Annotated in this window: 15 protein-coding genes and 2 tRNA genes; 11 read left to right on the top strand and 6 right to left on the bottom strand. The window is 51.3% G+C overall.

The window, feature by feature from the left end; genetic code table 11:
* The first annotated feature begins 20 nt into the window (after nucleotides 1–20).
* A tRNA-Asn gene (locus BLP55_RS04630) sits at nucleotides 21–94 on the top strand.
* A gap of 512 nt (nucleotides 95–606) precedes the next feature.
* On the opposite strand, the gene BLP55_RS17340 is transcribed toward BLP55_RS04630, so the two are convergent.
* Nucleotides 607–735, bottom strand: coding sequence for a hypothetical protein (locus tag BLP55_RS17340; protein ID WP_262494175.1), 129 nt, complete (start codon nucleotides 733–735; stop codon nucleotides 607–609).
* A gap of 512 nt (nucleotides 736–1,247) precedes the next feature.
* Between BLP55_RS17340 and BLP55_RS04625 the strand changes: the two genes are divergently transcribed.
* From BLP55_RS04625 to BLP55_RS04610, 4 genes are read left to right on the top strand one after another with little or no spacing between them, the layout of a single operon-like run.
* Nucleotides 1,248–1,679: a thioredoxin family protein gene (locus BLP55_RS04625; protein ID WP_091141161.1), complete on the top strand. Its 432-nt coding sequence runs from the start codon at nucleotides 1,248–1,250 to the stop codon at nucleotides 1,677–1,679.
* Nucleotides 1,680–1,690: 11 nt separating this feature from the next.
* Entirely contained in the window at nucleotides 1,691–2,614 is a 924-nt protein-coding gene (locus BLP55_RS04620; RefSeq protein ID WP_091141335.1) for an FAD:protein FMN transferase, read from the top strand.
* Nucleotides 2,611–2,832, top strand: coding sequence for a DUF4266 domain-containing protein (locus BLP55_RS04615; protein WP_091141160.1), 222 nt, complete (start codon nucleotides 2,611–2,613; stop codon nucleotides 2,830–2,832). Before BLP55_RS04620 ends, BLP55_RS04615 begins: the two co-directional genes overlap by 4 nt.
* A gap of 23 nt (nucleotides 2,833–2,855) precedes the next feature.
* The gene (locus BLP55_RS04610) at nucleotides 2,856–4,037 is read left to right on the top strand and encodes a DUF3570 domain-containing protein (protein WP_091141159.1); all 1,182 of its coding nucleotides are present in this window, start codon (nucleotides 2,856–2,858) and stop codon (nucleotides 4,035–4,037) included.
* Nucleotides 4,038–4,382: 345 nt separating this feature from the next.
* On the opposite strand, the gene BLP55_RS04600 is transcribed toward BLP55_RS04610, so the two are convergent.
* From BLP55_RS04600 to BLP55_RS04585, 4 genes are read right to left on the bottom strand one after another with little or no spacing between them, the layout of a single operon-like run.
* Nucleotides 4,383–5,546 carry an MFS transporter gene (locus BLP55_RS04600; protein ID WP_091141157.1) on the bottom strand — a complete coding sequence of 388 codons (1,164 nt, stop codon included), beginning with the start codon at nucleotides 5,544–5,546 and terminating at the stop codon, nucleotides 4,383–4,385.
* Between the two features lies 1 nt (nucleotide 5,547).
* Nucleotides 5,548–6,618 (bottom strand): efflux RND transporter periplasmic adaptor subunit, encoded by a 1,071-nt coding sequence (locus BLP55_RS04595; protein ID WP_091141156.1) that lies wholly within the window; start codon nucleotides 6,616–6,618, stop codon nucleotides 5,548–5,550.
* Complete coding sequence (locus BLP55_RS04590) at nucleotides 6,608–9,811, bottom strand: efflux RND transporter permease subunit (protein ID WP_091141155.1); 3,204 nt, start codon at nucleotides 9,809–9,811, stop codon at nucleotides 6,608–6,610. Before BLP55_RS04590 ends, BLP55_RS04595 begins: the two co-directional genes overlap by 11 nt.
* A gap of 3 nt (nucleotides 9,812–9,814) precedes the next feature.
* On the bottom strand, nucleotides 9,815–11,200 hold the full coding sequence (locus tag BLP55_RS04585; RefSeq protein ID WP_091141154.1) for a TolC family protein: 1,386 nt from the start codon (nucleotides 11,198–11,200) through the stop codon (nucleotides 9,815–9,817).
* A 155-nt stretch (nucleotides 11,201–11,355) separates the two neighbouring features.
* On the opposite strand from BLP55_RS04585, the gene BLP55_RS04580 reads away from it, so the two are divergent.
* Complete coding sequence (locus tag BLP55_RS04580; RefSeq protein WP_091141153.1) at nucleotides 11,356–12,402, top strand: sensor histidine kinase; 1,047 nt, start codon at nucleotides 11,356–11,358, stop codon at nucleotides 12,400–12,402.
* Nucleotides 12,392–13,084, top strand: coding sequence for a LytR/AlgR family response regulator transcription factor (locus tag BLP55_RS04575; protein WP_091141152.1), 693 nt, complete (start codon nucleotides 12,392–12,394; stop codon nucleotides 13,082–13,084). Before BLP55_RS04580 ends, BLP55_RS04575 begins: the two co-directional genes overlap by 11 nt.
* Here BLP55_RS04575 and BLP55_RS04570 read toward each other — a convergent pair whose 3' ends face one another.
* A complete protein-coding gene (locus BLP55_RS04570; protein WP_091141151.1) occupies nucleotides 13,085–14,086 on the bottom strand; it encodes a GntR family transcriptional regulator in 1,002 nt (333 codons plus the stop codon).
* Between the two features lie 182 nt (nucleotides 14,087–14,268).
* On the opposite strand from BLP55_RS04570, the gene BLP55_RS04565 reads away from it, so the two are divergent.
* The 4 genes from BLP55_RS04565 to BLP55_RS04550 all read left to right on the top strand — a co-directional run bounded on the left by BLP55_RS04565 (nucleotide 14,269) and on the right by BLP55_RS04550 (nucleotide 17,641).
* A complete protein-coding gene (locus tag BLP55_RS04565; RefSeq protein WP_091141150.1) occupies nucleotides 14,269–15,273 on the top strand; it encodes a glycoside hydrolase family 53 protein in 1,005 nt (334 codons plus the stop codon).
* Between the two features lie 3 nt (nucleotides 15,274–15,276).
* Nucleotides 15,277–16,461, top strand: coding sequence for a galactokinase (gene galK / locus BLP55_RS04560; protein WP_091141149.1), 1,185 nt, complete (start codon nucleotides 15,277–15,279; stop codon nucleotides 16,459–16,461).
* Entirely contained in the window at nucleotides 16,445–17,500 is a 1,056-nt protein-coding gene (locus BLP55_RS04555; RefSeq protein WP_091141148.1) for a UDP-glucose--hexose-1-phosphate uridylyltransferase, read from the top strand. The genes galK and BLP55_RS04555 overlap by 17 nt, the downstream gene beginning before the upstream one ends.
* A gap of 69 nt (nucleotides 17,501–17,569) precedes the next feature.
* Nucleotides 17,570–17,641: transfer RNA gene (locus BLP55_RS04550), tRNA-Arg, on the top strand.
* Nucleotides 17,642–17,891: the final 250 nt, after the last annotated feature.

Raw genomic sequence — 17,891 nt, 5'->3', positions numbered from 1 at the left:
CTTTAAAAGGTAACACACCTTCCTCCTTAGCTCAGTTGGTTAGAGCATCTGACTGTTAATCAGAGGGTCCTTGGTTCGAGCCCAAGAGGGGGAGCAAAAATCCTGATCGGAAACGGTCGGGATTTTTTGTTTTGACTCCCAATCAATCTGCATCGCTCACTCTTAAAAAATTGTAACGCCAAAGCGCATACCTCAATTCGTATTACAGGTCGACCATTCACCGTTCGCGCCAGGTTATTCCCAATACCATCCATGCGACCACTTTGTGACATAAAAATATTTAATATCAAAATGTCACAGAAAAAACTGTGACATAATGACATTTTGTGCAAATTTGTCACAGCCAAAATCGACCCGTTGTAACTTCATTCAAACACCCAGCGAAAACCGTCTTGTATTAACCAAACAAAAAAATCCCGACATCAATCGGGATTTTCATTTTTATAATTTGGGCGTGCCACCGGCGCACGCAATCTTTCTGCTATTCGAAAACCAATCGGCGCCGCTGTCGGGCTGTCCGCTTTTATCTTTTACGGCCTCCGTCCCGAAGGATCGGGACTACAGCCGTAAAAGGATAACCGCTTCCATCCCTCACGCAAACCCCGCTTACACCACCTGCGTCACCAATCGCTTTCTTCGCACGATCAACCCCAACGTCACGAGCGCCCCGATGAGCGCCATGTTCGCGCCTACCAAATTCGGCGAGGCATAGCTGTATCCGGCAAACAACGGCACTTTAAAGAGATTTGGATTATTACAGGTGAACATAATCCAATCAAAACGGCATCAAATTAGGTAGCGTATTTTTAGCCTTTTGAATTGTGTGTCTCACTAAAACCCAAGTCATGACGATGCAATTTTAAAGTCTTGTTCATTCTTTCTATGAATTCAATCAGTTCCCAATCCGGTTTGGGCGCATCGGAACCCAACAAAGAAAAGAAGGAACTTTATACAATGCCATAAATAAAACCGAAAGAACGAACAAACGTTTGATTCAATCGCATACCAACGGCCGTTCTGGCTGATCGAACAGCCAAACAACTTACTGCGCGCAACGCTCTCGAAGCCCGTACGTAGCGAATTGGGCACGGGAATCATTTTGCATTGGCCAATTCTGTTGGCGGAATATGTGTTTGATACACAAGCCATAGGATTCCGTTTATTTAGATTAAGTACATCTTAAGATGCAACTCTAATAAAACAATACCATTGTCCGTTAGGTGTTAAAATCTGAATAGTTAACGAATATGAAACTAGTTGTCCTCACGCTGCTTTTTATCATTCCTATCCAATGGGAACCAAGCTTTGAAAATGCAAAAAAAACGGCAAAAGAAAAGCACGAGCTCATTTTACTGAACTTTTCGGGTTCCGATTGGTGCGGGCCGTGTATTGTTCTTCGCAAAGATTATCTCGAAAGCGAAGTGTTTACCAAAATGGCCGAGAACAATTTGGTGCTTGTCAATGCCGATTTCCCCAGAAAGAAAAAAAACATCCCGAATGTAGATGTCGTCAAACGCAACGATGCATTGGCAGAACTGTACAACAAGGATGGCAATTTCCCTTTCACGCTGTTACTTAACGCCGATGGAAAAGTTCTCAAGACATGGCGTGGAAAACCAGAGATTTCTCCCGAAGAATGGACGGCACAAATCAAAGCAATCTGCGACGAAAACAAATGACCAACCCAACGATGCAAAAGTTTTCTCAATCCCTCAAATTAATGGGCAACAACTTCACGATCACAGTTGTTGCCCAAAACAATGTGGTTGGCAAGCAAAACATTGAAATGGCCATTACCGAGATCAGAAGAATTGAGGAATTATTTACCACTTTTAAGCCAAACAGCCAAACCAACCTCATCAACGACAATGCAGGGATAAAACCAGTGCAAGTATGTCCAGAGGTATTCGATTTGATCGAGCGCAGCATAGCCATTTCGAAAATTACCCAAGGTGCTTTCGACATCACCTATGGCAGCATCGACAAAACACTTTGGAACTTCGACCAAAAAATGAAAAAATTGCCCGATGCCGAAACCGCCCGAAAAATGGTGCACCTGATCAACTACAAGAACATCGTTCTCGACAAGGAAAAAAGCAGTGTTTTTCTAAAACAGAAAGGAATGCGCATTGGCTTCGGCGGCATTGGAAAGGGTTACGCCGCCGAAATGGCAAAAAGCGTTTTGATCAAAAACGGTATTACAAGCGGTATCATCAACGCAAGCGGCGACCTTTCTGCTTGGGGCTCACAGCCCAACGGAAAACAATGGACAATAGGAATCGCCAACCCCGACTTCCCGCAGGCGGCATTTTCCTATCTTGAAATTTCCAACAAGGCGGTCGCAACATCCGGCAATTACGAAAAGTATATCAAAATCGACGGCAAAAAATATTCGCATACCATAGACCCAAAAACAGGCTTGCCCATTACCGGCATTAAGAGCGTAACCGTCATCAGCGAAAATGCAGAGTTTGCCGATGCGATGGCAACCCCTATCGCTGTTATGGGTATAAGTGCCGGGCTGTTTTTGATTGACCAAATTCCCGATCTGCACTGCATCATCATCGACGACGACAACAACATCTACACCTCTAAAAAAATTAACCTAAAATGAAAAAACCAAACAGTCAACTTCTAATTCTGCTAGGCGGTTTGTCAATATTGGCATCCTGTACGCCCGTCAAAGAATACCAGAAAGGAAAACTTAACGATTCCGAAATGGTGCTGTCCAACCGAAAAATCCAAAAAACTGAAAACAGTTTCCAAACCTACCGCGAGGGCGCTTCGGGTGCCAATGGCGGAAAAACCGGAGGCGGTTGCGGCTGTAATTAATTGATCTCTCACCAAACAAACAAATGAAAAGAATTATCATCACAGGGTTTGCCTTGTTGGGTATTTTGCGACTATCAGCCCAGTCGACCCCTACAGACTCAACCGGCTACAAAAGCACCAAGCTCAAGATAGACGAAATCAACTTGGTTTCGAGCTACTACAAACAAGACGGAAACAATTCGGCGGTAACTGGCGGTATAGGCACCGAAGAACTGACCGATATTTCAAACACCATAGATGTAAAATTACTCAAATATGGTAAAACCGGAATCAAACATGGTTTCGATTTAGAAATAGGAATAGACCATTACACCTCGGCATCATCAGATATGATTGACCTTCAAGCCAATTCATCGGCTTCGTCGGCAGACAATCGCTTTTTCCCATCAATCACCTATACAAGGGAAAACGAAGAAAAAGGAAATACGCTCGGTTTGGGGTTGTCCTCTTCTACCGAATTCGATTACCAATCATTTGGCGGAAACGTCAGCTATTCCAAAAAAACAAAAGACAAAAGCGGTGAATTTACGGGAAAATTCCAGGCCTATCTCGATCAGGTAAAAATGATATTACCCGTAGAACTTCGAACGCCCACCTCGCCAACGGGAACCGAATCGAGGAATACCTTTGCCGTTTCGTTGGGCTATTCCCAGATCATCAACCAAAACCTGCAAATCATGTTCCTTGCCGATGTAATCACGCAAAGCGGCTACCTGAGCCTGCCTTTTCACCGCGTCTATTTCAACGATGGAACGGTACACCAGGAAAACTTACCCGACACAAGGCTAAAAATTCCATTGGCGGTGAGAGCGAGCTATTTTCTTGGCGATAACGTAATCCTACGCGCCTATTATCGCTACTATTCCGACGACTGGAAACTTACCGCCCACACAGCAGATATAGAGGTACCCGTAAAGCTATCCCAGTCCCTTTCCATTAGTCCGTTTTATCGGTATTATACCCAACAGGGCACAAAATACTTCCGCCCCTATGGCGCGCACAATGGTACACAGGAATTCTACACGAGCAACTTCGACCTGTCAACATTCAACAGCAATTTCCTTGGCGCAGGCCTAAAATTTACGCCGCCCAAAGGGGTTTTTGGCATCAAGCATTTCAATACAGTGGAGTTCCGTTACGGCCATTACACCAAAACAACCCAAATGACATCTGATGTATTCAGCATCAATCTCAAATACAAATAATTAGTTTTCTAACATTTCGAACAATACACCAAGCCACTTCAAAAGTGGCTTTTTTTACAGCTAACTTTTGCATAAAATTTCTGGAATTAAAGTCCGCTAAAGTTTGACGAACACGCACAGCTAAAAACCTTCCAGTGCTACCCAAACAAAAAAATCCCGAGTGACGTCGGGATCTTCATTTCTATCATTTGGGCGTGCCACCGGCGCACGCGATCTTCTTTCCATTTAAAAAAATCGGCGCCGCTGTCGGGCTGTCCGCTTTTATCTTTTGCGACCTCCGTCCCGAAGCGTCGGGACTGCGGCCGCAAAAGGATAACCGCTTCCATCCCTCACGCAAAACCCCGCTTACACCACCTGCGCCACCAACCGCTTTCTTCGCACGATCAACCCCAACGTCACGAGCGCCCCAATGAGCGCCATGGCCACACCCACCAAATTCGGTGAGGCGTAGCTGTATCCGGCAAACAACGGCAGCCCGCCCAGGAACGCGCCCAGCGCATTGCCGATGTTAAAGCTCGCCTGCAACGCCGCCGACGCAATCATCTCGGAACCCCTGGCGGTCTGGATCATCAGCATTTGGATGGGCGCGACCACCGCAAACGAAATACAGCCCGTCAAAAACACCAGCACCAGCGACATGTACGGATTGTCCGACACCAAGAACACCAGCGTCAAATCGAGCGCGAGGAAAATCAGCAACGACAAAACCGTGGTCGCGGGCGACAATGTATCGGCCAGCCTGCCGCCAATCAAATTGCCCACCACCATACCCAATCCGGCCAACACCAAAATGTAGGGCACCGACTCGGCAGAAAACTTCGAAATATCGGTGAGCAGCGGCGCGATGTAACTGATCCAGGCGAACAATCCGCCAAACCCGATGGCCGTAATGGCAATGATCAGCCACGCATCGGCCTTGGTAAAAAAAGCGAGCTGCGTTTTCATGCTGCCCGACCCTTCCGATTCCAGTTTCGGCATCCAGGCATACACACTCAAAACCGTAAGCAATCCCACAATGGCGATGAGTACAAACGTATAACGCCAATCCAAATGGTGGCCAATGTAGGTGCCAATGGGTACGCCCGCCAAATTCGCAAGCGTAAGCCCCGAGAACATGATTGAGACGGCCTGCGCCTCTTTTCCTTTCTCGGCCAAACGGCTCGCCACCACGGCGCCCACGCCAAAAAACGCGCCGTGCGGCAACCCCGAAAGGAACCGCGTCACGACCAGGAATTCGTAATTGGGTGCAATGATCGACAGCGCGTTAAAACCCGCGAGCATCATCGAGAAAATCAAAAGCATTTTCTTGGGTGGCTGGTTCCGTCCCAAAATGACGAGTGTGGGCGCACCCACCACCACGCCCAGCGCGTAGGCCGAGATCAGGTACCCCGCTACGGGAATCGATACGCCCGTATCCGAGGCGATATCGGGTAAAAGTCCCATCACCACAAATTCGGTGATGCCAATCGTAAGCCCGCCCAAGGCGAGCGCAAACAGAGCTTTTTTCATCTTATTTTACTTCGGTGCCGTCCTTGATTTCTTCGGAAGCCAATTTGACCAGGACAGTCGCTGGGGTCAAATCGCCAAAAATTTCGACACGGTCTTCGATCTCGCGGCCTTTTTGTACAGGCAAACGCTGCGTTTTTCCGCTTTCGACCTTGATTGCAAACACGCCCTCACTCGACGCAAACACCGCCGATTTGGGCACGACAAAATTACTGTCTTTGGCTGTGAGCGGCAACAAGACTTCGGCGACCATCCCAGGCAGCAAACGCTTTTCTAAATTGGCCACGTCCATTTCGACACGTTCCGAGCGCAAACGGGCGTCGAGCACCCCCGACATTCTCGCGATCTTGGCGCTAAAGGTTTTCCCGGGCAACGACTTGACGTGGAATTCGAGCGGGCTGCCCAATTGCAAAAAGCCGCTGTACATTTCGGGCACCGATACCGAAAGCCGTAGTTTGCTTTGTTGTTGTATCGTAAACAACGGCAGCTCCGACCCTTTTCCCGCGGGCCCAACATAAGCACCAAGGTTGACATTCCTGGCCGCAATCACACCGTCAAACGGCGCACGGATCTGCAGATAACTTTGAATGTTCTGCGCTTCGCGGTAGGACGCGCGCGCGGCGGCGAGTTGCGCCTGGTCTGAATTCTTGCGCGCTTCGGCCTGTTCCAGATCGTTGCGCGAAATGGTCCCTTCGACCTTGGAGGTTTCCAAAATTCGTTTGTAGGTCGCGCTGCTGCCCGAAAAGATGGCTTCCTGCGAACGCAAACGCGATTCGGCGGCGGCGAGTTGTGCGGCCACCTCGGGCGCTTCGAGCACCATGAGCAGTTGGCCTTGTTTGACCTGCGCGCCGATGTCGGTCTTGAGTTCCTTAACATAGCTCGCGACCTTGGCGTAAATGTCGACCTGCTGGAATCCGGCGAGCTCTGCGGGCAAACGCAGTTCGGTCTCGAATTTTTCCTTGACGGGTTTGACGGTTTCGATCGCGGGCTCCTCGAGTGCCGCGGGTTTTACTTCTTCTTTCTTGCAACCGGCCAAAACGAGCGCGGCGGCGATGATCATCCAATTAGTTTTCATGGTCTGATGAATAGTGTTTGCTTTCTGGGTCTTCTGGGTCGAGCGATACCGATTGGGTCGTGGCATTGCCTTGCGCCCAAGCGAAAATCAGCGGTAAAATAATGAGTACGGTGGCCGTCGAGAACAACAATCCACCAATGACGGCACGGCCAAGTGGGGCGACTTGTTCACCACCTTCGCCGTGTCCGATGGCCATCGGCAGCATCCCGGCCACCATCGCGATACTGGTCATGATGATCGGACGCAAACGCAACGAAGCGGCTTCGCGTGCGGCTTCGAGCGCATTGCCGCTTACTTTGCGCAACTGCTCGGCATTGGTCACGAGTAGTACGGCGTTGGCGATCGATACGCCCACCGACATGATGATGCCCATGTAGGATTGCAGGTTCAACGTAGAACCCGTCGCGAGCAACAACAGCAATGCCCCCAATACGACGGCAGGCACGGCGGTCAAGATCACAAGCGACACGCGGAACGATTGGAAATTGGCGGCCAGCATCAGGAAAATCACGACCACGGCCACGAGCAATCCGCTTTGCAGGCTGCCCATCGTTTCGTCCAAGACCTTGGCCATGCCGATGGGTTCGATGAACAAGCCACGCGGCAATTCACCGAGCGAGGCGATGGTTTGCTTCACGTCTTCGGACGCCGTGCCCAAATCGGTATGGTCGATGTTGGCCGTGACGGTTAGGTACGGCATCGCGCCCAGGTTGTCGTTTTCGCCATAGGTGACCGATGGCGTAATGGTCGCCACATCGCTGAGCACCGGACGCGCCGACCCTTTGAGCAGCGGAATCTCGCCCATGTCGGCCTGTGTCTTCATCTGGTTGAGCGGCACCTGGACTTGCACATTATAGGAAAGTCCGGCTTTTTCATCGACCCACGTGTTCTTCTCGGTATAGCGCGAAGACGACGTCGAGGCGATCAGCGAACGCGAAATGTCGTTCATGTCGACACCCAATTGCGCGGCGCGGACACGGTCTATGTTGATGTCGAGCGCCGGATAGTTGATGGGTTGCCCAATTTGCACATCGCGGAAATAACCAATCTTGCCGAGTTTGCCCACAAGCGCCTTGGCGTATTTCTCGTTGGTCTTTTTGTTCTTGCCCGCCACGCGGATTTCGATTGGTGTCGGTGAACCCTGGCTCAGCACTTTGTCGGTGAGCTCAATGGGTTCGAACGACACTTTGGCATCGGGCAGGACTTTCTTGAGGCGTTTTCTAAGGTCGTCCTTGAACACGTCCATGTCGGCTTCGTAATCTTTCAACGCAATCTGGAACACGGCTTCGTGCGGCCCGCCCATGAACAAGTAAATAGGCGATACCGAGAACAACGACGGGTGCTGCCCCACATAAATCGACGAGATGCCGATGTGCTCCTTGCCCACCATTTTCTCGAGTTCTAAAAGCGCCAGTTGCGCTTGTTCCTCGGTGCGTTCGAGTCGGGTACCGTCGGGTGCGCGCAAACGCATCTGGAATTGGCTCGAATTGGTTTTCGGGAACACGTCCTGGCCGATTACGTTGAGCAAAATGACGGCCACCGCCGTGATGCCGATCAAATACGCAAGCGACGCGAATTTGCGCCGGGACAGCAACCGGTCGATCAACTTCATGAACCGTATCCGGAACTTCTCGAAACGGCTCAGTTGGCCGTCGTTGTCCAGGTCGTCGCGGTCGGCCAGCGATTTCTTGTCGTGTGCACCCGGCGACGCGTGGTCGTGTCCTTTCATCATCCAATTGGCCATAATCGGTACGAAGGTTTGCGAGAGGATGAACGACACGATCATTGAAAAACCAATGGCCAATGCGAGCGGCAAAAACAGCGCGCCCGGAATGCCGGTCATCGTAAAGGCCGGCGCGAACACCGCGAGGATACACAGCAAAATCAGCAATTTCGGCAATGCGATTTCCTGACACGCGTCCCAAATCGCCCTGGCTTTGGACTTGCCCATGTCGAGGTGTTGGTGGATGTTTTCGATCGTGACCGTACTTTCATCGACGAGGATTCCGATGGCGAGCGCGAGACCCGAAAGCGACATCAGGTTGATCGTCTGGTCGAACAATTTGAGGAACAACACGCCCGAGATCACCGAAATCGGGATCGTCAGAATCACGATTATGGCCGCGCGTCGGTCGCCCAAAAACAGCAATACCATGAGCCCCGTCAAAATCGCGCCGATGACGCCCTCGGTGATCAAACTTTTGACCGAGTTGATCACGTGCACCGATTGGTCGAATTCATACGAAAGCTGCACATCGTCTGGCAGCGTGCTCTGTATTTTGGGCAACTCCTTTTTGAGGTTTTTGACGACTTCCCACGTCGAGGCGTCGCCCGCCTTGGCGATGCTCACATACACCGACCGTTTGCCGTTCACCAGCGCATAACCCGCCGTAATGTCGGCGCCGTCCTTGACCGTCGCCACATCGCCCAAATACAAATTGGCCACGCCGCCCTTGAACAACGGGATCTTCTCGAAATCTTTGACTTCTTTGATGGTATTGTTGGTGGGTGTGATGTAATTCTTGTCGCCGATGCGCACATTGCCTGATGGCGCGGTCTGGTTGTTGAGCCGTATGGCCTCGACGATTTGATCGGGTGTCAAGTTGTGCGACCGCAGCAAATCGGGGTCTACGTTGACCTCGATCGTACGCGGGCTTCCCCCGAACGGCGGCGGCGACAAAAGCCCCGGAATCGACGTAAACGAAGCGCGCACATACACATTGGCCAAATCCTGCAATTCGTTGTTCGACTTGGTCTTCGAACTCAAAACGAGTTGCCCGACCGGCAACGACGATGCGTCGAAACGGATCACGAACGGCGGTTGCGACCCCGGCGGAAATCCGGCCTGGATGCGGTTGGCGAGCGCGCTGATTTCGGCTGCGGCCTGCGCCATGTTCGTGCCTTCGTAGTACGAGATCTTCATGAGCGTAAGCCCTTGCGTGTTCTTGGTTTCGATCGACTTGACTCCGTTGGCGAACAGCAAAATGTTCACATAGTTCTTGCCAAAATACGACTCCATCTGGTTGGGCGTATAGCCGTTGAACGGGTGCGCGATGTAAATCACCGGCAGGTTCATCTTGGGCAAAATATCGACCTTGACCGTACGCACGGCGCCGATGCCAAAAAACACGAGCCCGGCGACGAGCACCAAGATCGAAATGGGTTTGCGCAGCGCAAATTTGATCAGATTCATAATTTAAAATTCGTTGATAAACAGTTCAAAATTGCCCGTGGCGGCTGCCTTGAGCAACAACGATTGCCAGACGTTGGCGTAGATGATGTCGCGGTCGATCTCGGCGCGGTTGAGCGTGTAAAAAGCCTGCGTGACATCGGTGAGATTGGCGAGCCCGTTTTTGTAGAGCGTGGTTTTTTGGCGGTAGGCTTGCTGTGCCGCGGCGACTTGTTTGGGCGCTTCGGCATAGTTGTCCATGGCGAGTTTGATTTTGGTATCGGCGGCATCGGACTGCGTTTTGAGCTGCTGGTCGACCACGTCGTATTCGTCCTGCAAACCGTCGGCGACGAGTTTTTGGGCACTTACTTTTTTGTCCGTACGCAAAATCGAAGTCAGGTTCCACGTCACGCCCACGCCCACCAAATAATTCTGGCGCGTCGGATCGACCCCGTCCCAATAGCTGCGCGTGAACGAATTCTGGTTGGTTGCATAGTCGGAATTGAAACCAGAACCGCGCGTTTGGAATACGCCAAACAAACTAAAATTCGGATAGTATTCGCGACGGAACGATTTGAGCTGCTGTTTCCCGAAATCGACGCGGCTCTTGTAAAACCCAAGTACGGGATTGATGCTATCATTTGAGGTGTTCAACGTCAAAATCGACTGCGGCACCTGTTTGACAAACGCGCTGTCGAGTACAAAATCCCGAATATCGACGCCCATGAGCGCGACCAGTTTGTTGTTTTGCTCCTTTACCTGGTCCTTGATTTGGTTGAGCGCGATTTGCGCACGCGAGACTTCGGCGGTAGCGAGTGTCGAATCGACGCCGGGCAGCAATCCGTTCTTGACGCGCACGGCCGCCAAACGTTGGAACACTTGCGCGCGGTCGAGGTTTTTGGTTTGTGAAATCAACAAACGTTGGCTCGCGAGCAAATTCAGGTAGGCCGACGAAATCCGGACTTTGTGCTGAAAGGTTTCCTGCTCCAGATCTTTTTGTGCGCGCACCGCATCGGCTTTCGACAGGTTGATGCGTTGCTTGATTTTGCCGAACGTAAAGAAATCCCAATTGACATTCACCAGATACAGTGCGCCGAACGCCGCGTTCCAATTTTGATGGTCGAGCGGCAGTCCTGACGATGCTACGCCCAATCCGCCAAAACCGTAGAGCGGGCCGTTTTGTCCGTTGACGGTACCGTAATCCTGTTGCGCCGAAAAATTCAGGTTGGGCAAATAATCGCGTTTGGACTGCCCGACGGTTTCATGCGCGGCCGCTTGGTATTTGGCCTTGGCGCGCACCGTCCCGTAATTGGCCACGCCTTGATCGACGGCGTCTTTGAGCGAGAGCGTTTGGGAAAACACCGTCGCCGAAAAGAGCAAAACCAATAGTAAAATGATGTTCTTGATTTTCATCGGTTGATATTTGTAGGCACAAATGTAAAACGTACACCAAGAACAAGCGGGCGCGAAATGACCAACTGCACGCATTAAATGACGAATTGAATTGGTCATTAATTTTACAACGTTTTCGAAATATGTGCTTACTTTGTGGGCTGTTACGACTTGTCATGAAGTGGAAAATTGAGAACGTACTCGACAACAAATGGGAGCAGGAAATTGCGGTTTTCCTGTTTGCCTTTACGTTGTTTGCCGTCAAGAACGATTGGATTATTTTTCGCTCGTTCCAAGCCGTTTTGCCGGGCATCGTGTACTTTTTGATGCTGTACAGCCACTCGCAGTTCAACCGTTTTTTTGTGTTGCCGATCTTGTTCAAACAACACAAGGTGGTGCTGTACATTTTGCTCACGGGCGTCATCGCGTTTGCCTATTCTATTGCGTTGCACCAGGTGGTCGTGCATTGGATTTCGGAAAGTTCATCGCTGGCCAAGTTCTCGCACCAGATGAGCTATCCGTACCAATTGGCATCGGTGGTGGGCAATATGTTGTGCGTTTTGGGCCCGATCGCGTTTCTCAAATTTTACAGCCAACACAAAAAGCAAAGCGAAGAAACGTTGTTGCTCAACAAAATGCAGCTCAATTCATTGCGCAGCCAGCTCAACCCACACTTTTTGTTCAACACGTTCAACACGTTGTATGGCATCAGCCTTGAATATCCCGAGCGCACACCCGATTTGATCATGAAGGTATCGCAGCTCATGCGCTACCAACTCGAGAGCAACGACCGCCAGTATGTGACCCTGGCCGACGAAATTGCGTTCATCGACAGCTACATCCAACTCGAAAAAGAGCGCGTGGGTTACCGCTGCGAGATCGTGTATGATTGTCAGATCGACGATGCCTATTTGTACAAGATTTCGCCCATGCTGCTCATCGGATTTGTCGAAAACGCGTTCAAGCACGGCGCGGGTACGATCGAAAGTTGTTATGTGCGCATTGCGATTTCGGTCAAGGACAGTAAGCTGCATTTGCACATCGTCAATTCGATCCCGAAGAAAAAAAAGGAAGTCGTCTCGACCAAAATCGGACTCAAGAACACACGCGAACGGCTCGATTTGCTGTACCCGAACCACACGCTCGACCTGCGCGAGCAAGACCAGACCTATACGGTAGACTTGAAACTGGAACTCAAAAAATCTGCCCACTGTGCCTGTTAAGAAGTGTTTGATTGTAGACGACGAGCCGGCGGCGCACTATGTCCTGGCCAACTACATCCGGCAAAACCCGATGCTCGAGCTGGTACAGCAATGTTACAACGGCATCGAAGCGCTCAATTATTTGCGCGACCACGAAGTCGATTTGATGTTCCTCGACATCAACATGCCCGAGATCACTGGGTTAGAGCTGTTGCAGACGTTGCCGCATCCGCCCAAGACGATCCTCACGACGGCCTATTCGGAATTTGCGCTCGAAAGCTACGACTACGGTGTGATCGATTACCTGCTCAAACCCATCTACTTCCCGAGATTTTTAAAAGCCACCGAACGGTTCTTCGCCTCGGTGGGCACCGAGAACCAGACGCATACGCCCGCTTTCATCACGATCAAGATCGACAGCTCGGTCGTCAACATCGACGTGCAGGACATTTTGTATGCGCAGAGTTATGGGAATTACGTCAAGATCATCACGCCCGCAAAAACCTGGTTGGCCACGATGACCACGGCGCAACTCGAGCAAAGTTTGCCGTCGGAACAATTCGTGCGTGTACACAAATCCTACATTGTGGCGCTCGATAAAATCCAGGCCAGCGACCGCGACACGGTGACCATCGGCGACGAAAAAATTCCGGCGGGCATCACCTACCGACGCGAGATGGCCGACCGGCTCAAACACCTGTAATCAAAGCGACCGGCGTACGATCAAATCGCTCGGGTTTTTGATTTGCACCTTTACATTTCCCAAAACCATTTGCGCCAAGGTGTGGCCCATCGCCTGAAAATCGGTCGAAATGGTCGTGATGCCGTTCTCGACCACTTTCTTGAGCGGAATATCGTTGTACGAAATGATCCCGAAATCCTTGCCGATGGCGAGTTCTTGCCTTCTGGCTTGCTCGATGACGTTGACCAAATGCGTGTCGCTGGGCACAATGAATACCGAACCGATGGTAATAGACGCCTCGTCGAAACCGTTGATGATTTCGCTCGGGAACGCCTGCTCGCTACAAAACCGGTTGAAGCCCTCGACCATCGCGACGGGTTCTTTTTGCCCCGGAAAAACAAGTACGAGTTGCCGGTACTTTTCGAGCAACGGCTTGGCCTTGACCAGCGCGGCATACATGTCGTCGGCGAACTGCTGGTGTACCGACGGATAATTTTGCAAATCGGCGTTGGTTTGGTCGAGGACAAACACGTCCTGCGCCGGCAGCGTTTTGATGGCCGCGGCGGCACCCGCCAGGTTCGTGGGCATGACGATGTATTTGGAATAGTTGCCGTTGCTTTCGTGGATGAGCTTGCGGAACATGTCGGGGTTAAAGTGGTGGAAAAAAATATCGACCTGCGCACGACCGTCCATCGTTTGCAGGAACGAATTGTAAATCTCTTCCTTGAACGCGTTGAGCTCGTCGAACAGCAAAAAAATGCGCTGCTCAAAACTGAACTCGGTGCTTTTGACGTAGTAGCCCTTGCCCGGCACGGCATAGATGATGCCGCGTTTCTTGAGTTCGTCGTAGGCCTGCAAAACCGTATCGCGCGACAGGCCAAACGCCAGACTGATTTTGTTGACCGACGGCAACCGTTCGTTTTTACCCAGACGGTTTTCGGCAATCGCCATTTCGACCGACAAAACAATTTGACGGTATTTGGGCGTGGCCGAATGTGGGTTGATGTCGATGATTTTGCGCATGGTTCGAAAAACTGGTAGGCAAGATACGCAAAAACCGGTAGGTACAGGTGGGCTTGATTGGTTTTGTTTGGTAATTTTGACCCATATCCTTAAAAAACAACGGGATAAAAAACGACATTCTCAATATTGAATCGATTTTCTAGACCGATTGTCAATTGTTCCCGTGACCTAATTTTCAAGAAATGAAAAAACTACACCTGCTTGCCGTAGCGCTTCTCACCATCGGATTGCATGCCCAAAACCCCAATTTTGCCAAAGGTGCCGATGTGGGTTGGCTCGACCAGATGGAAGCCACGGGCTATAAATTCTACGACACCGACGGAACGCCCAAAGAATGTCTGCAATTGCTCAAAGACCGCGGCATGAACACCATCCGTTTGCGCGTGTTCGTCAACCCCAACGACGACAAAGCCAGCGGGCATTGCAGCAAGGACGATGTGGTCAGGATGTCCAAGCGTGCGCACGACATGGGCTTTCGCATCATGATCGACTTCCATTACAGCGATTCGTGGGCCGATCCGGGCAAACAATTCAAACCCGCCGCATGGAAAGACCATTCGGTGGTCCAACTCGGCCAAGACGTATACAACCATACGTTCGACGTGCTGTCGGCGCTTAAAAAAGCGGGCGTCACACCCGAATGGGTACAGGTGGGCAACGAAATCCCGGGCGGCATGCTCTGGCCCGAAGGCAGCACCAAGAACTGGAAAAACCTGGCGTTGTTCCTCAACAAAGGCTATGAGGCCACCAAGGCCATCGATCCCAAGATCAAGGTCATCGTACACGTCGACCAGGGCAACGACAACAAAAAGTTCCGCAAGTTTTACGACAAGGCCACCAAGCACCAGGTGCAATACGATGTGATCGGGTTGTCCTATTATCCGTTTTGGATCAAAAAAGACTGGAGCGAAACCATTGACGATTTGCGCCACAACATGAACGACATGGTCGAGCGCTACGGCAAAGAGGTTATGGTGGTAGAAGTAGGCGGCGAATACAACAAAATCGAGAACACGCACCAACTGCTCGCGGCCACGATCAAGGCCGTACGCGAGGTACCCGACAACAAAGGACTGGGCGTGATTTACTGGGAACCGCAGGGCGAAAAAAGCTGGAGCCACTACGATTTGAGCGCCTGGCAAGCCGATGGCAAACCCTCTCCCGCGCTCGACGCTTTTAAGGAATAAGCCATGAAAAAGAAACTCATCAAAGACACGTCGGCGCATTTTGCGAAGCTGTTTGGCGCCGAACCCGAATCGGTTTTCTTGTCGCCGGGCCGCATCAACCTCATCGGCGAACACGTCGACTACAACGACGGTTTTGTGTTGCCGGCCGCGATCAACAAATACCTTTGTTTTGCAATTTCGGTGCACGACACAACGCACTGCACGCTTGTGGCCAAGGACTTGAACGAAGCCTACAAATTCGACCTCAACGACCCGATTGTTCCCGTCGAAAAAATGTGGGTCAACTACATCCTGGGCGTCGTCAGCCAACTCAAGGACGCGGGCCATGCGCTCAAAGGATTCGACATGGTATTCAGCAGCACCATCCCGATGGGCGCCGGATTGTCGTCGTCGGCGGCGCTCGAATGTGGCGTGGGCTATGCGCTGAACGATTTGTTCTCGCTGGGGTTGACCAAGGAGCGCATCGCACAGATCGGCCAACAGTCCGAACACACTTTTGTGGGCGTCAAATGTGGCATCATGGACCAATTCGCGTCGGTATTCGGCAAAAAGAAACACGTGGTCGAACTCGATTGCACGTCGCTCGGTTACACCTACCACAAGGCCGATTTCGACAAATATGCGCTGTTGCTCATCGACAGCAACGTCAAGCACACGCACCTGACCTCGGGTTACAATGTGCGCAGGCAAGAAGTCGAACACGGATTGTCGGTCATCAAAAAACACTTCCCGCAGGTCAATACGTTCCGCGATTGTACGATGGAAATGGTAAATTCGCTCGAGCAGGAATTGGGCGATGTGGTGCTGCGCAGGTGCCGTTTTGTGGTGGGCGAAATCCAACGCGTGCGCGAGGCCGTAGATGCGCTCGAAGCCGAAAACTTCATCCGGTTCGGGCAATTGATGTACGGTACGCATTTGGGGCTGTCGCAGGATTATGAAGTGAGCTGTCCCGAAATTGATTTCCTGGTGGCCTATACGGGCAACATCCCGCAGGTCATCGGTTCGCGCATGATGGGCGGCGGCTTTGGCGGCTGTTCGATCAACCTGGTCGAGAAAGGATTCGAGGACGCGCTCATCGATGAATTGTCGGCCGAATACGCCAAGACATTCGGCATCACGCTCAAAGCCTACAAAGTCAAGATCGCCAAAGGTACCACCCGATACAAAGACCATGAAAACATTCGATAAAAACCTGCACCCGCACCGCCGCTACAACCCGTTGCTCGGCGAATGGATCCTGGTATCGCCGCAACGCGCGCTGCGTCCGTGGCAAGGCCAAAAAGAAAGTTTGCCCACCGAGACGCGTCCCGAATACGACCCGCACTGCTATTTGTGTCCGGGCAACGAGCGCGCCGAGGGCACCCACAACCAAGCCTACACCGACTGCTATGTGTTCGACAACGACTTCCCTGCGCTGTTGCGCGACGAGGTGGTGTTCGAATCCGACGCACCCGATTTGTTCCAATCCAAACCCGAACGCGGCATCAACAAAGTGATTTGTTTTTCGCCCAACCACAACCTTACGCTGGCCGAGATGGCCGTGCCCGACATCGCCAAAGTGGTCGATACCTGGACGACACAATACGCCGAACTCGGCAGCCAGCCGTTCATCAACTACGTCCAGATTTTCGAGAACAAGGGCGCCGTCATGGGGTGCAGCAACCCGCATCCGCACGGACAAATCTGGGCGCAATCGTCTTTGCCTACACAGGTCGAGCGCACCCAACACCACCTGCGGGCCTACTACGAAAAACACAAAACCAGCCTGCTGGCCGATTACCTCAAACAGGAACTGCAGCAACAAGAGCGTCTCGTATGTGAGAACGGGCATTTTGTTGCGCTGGTTCCGTTTTGGGCAACCTGGCCTTATGAAATCATGATCGTCAGCCGTCGCCATTTTGGCAACCTGCTGGCCATGAGCCACGACGAAAAAAACGCGTTCGCGCAAATCCTCAAGGACGTGACGGCCAAATACGACAACTTGTTCGAGACGTCGTTCCCGTATTCGTCGGGCATCCACCAGGCACCCACCAACCGCGTGGCGCATCCCGAATGGCATTTCCACATGCACTTTTACCCACCGCTGTTGCGCAGCGCGACGGTCAAGAAATTTATGGTGGGCTACGAAATGCTGGGCGAGGCGCAACGCGACCTGACACCCGAGCAAAGCGCCAAGATCCTGCGCGATTTGCCGACGGTACATTACAAGACCAAATCGAACGCGTAACCTAAATTTTTAAAGTTTTCAAGTTTGGATAAACGGAATTGGCTATTTTTGCCCCCGATCCTTTGATTGGGTCCCGTAGTTCAACGGATAGAATAGAAGTTTCCTAAACTTTAGATCCAAGTTCGATTCTTGGCGGGACTACTAAAGCGGCTAGAGGCCGCTTTTTTTGTGGATTGTTCCGAATCTTTCACTCAAAATCTGCGGCGCTGCCGATGGCCATACCGTCATCTTTGCTGTGACATAATGACAAAAAATACCATTATGTCACAACATTTTCTGTTACATAATGACATTTTCTGTAAAAATGTCACACCGATTGGAACGTAAAATTGATGCCGCTAGACGGGTTGATATTCTTACGAAAAAACATTAAAAATCAACACTTAAGAAG

The organism is Flavobacterium caeni, assembly GCF_900101895.1.
Classification (GTDB): Bacteria; Bacteroidota; Bacteroidia; order Flavobacteriales; family Flavobacteriaceae; genus Flavobacterium; species Flavobacterium caeni.
Note: the sequence above shows the minus strand (reverse complement) of the source record. Positions and strands in the feature narration are given on the sequence as shown.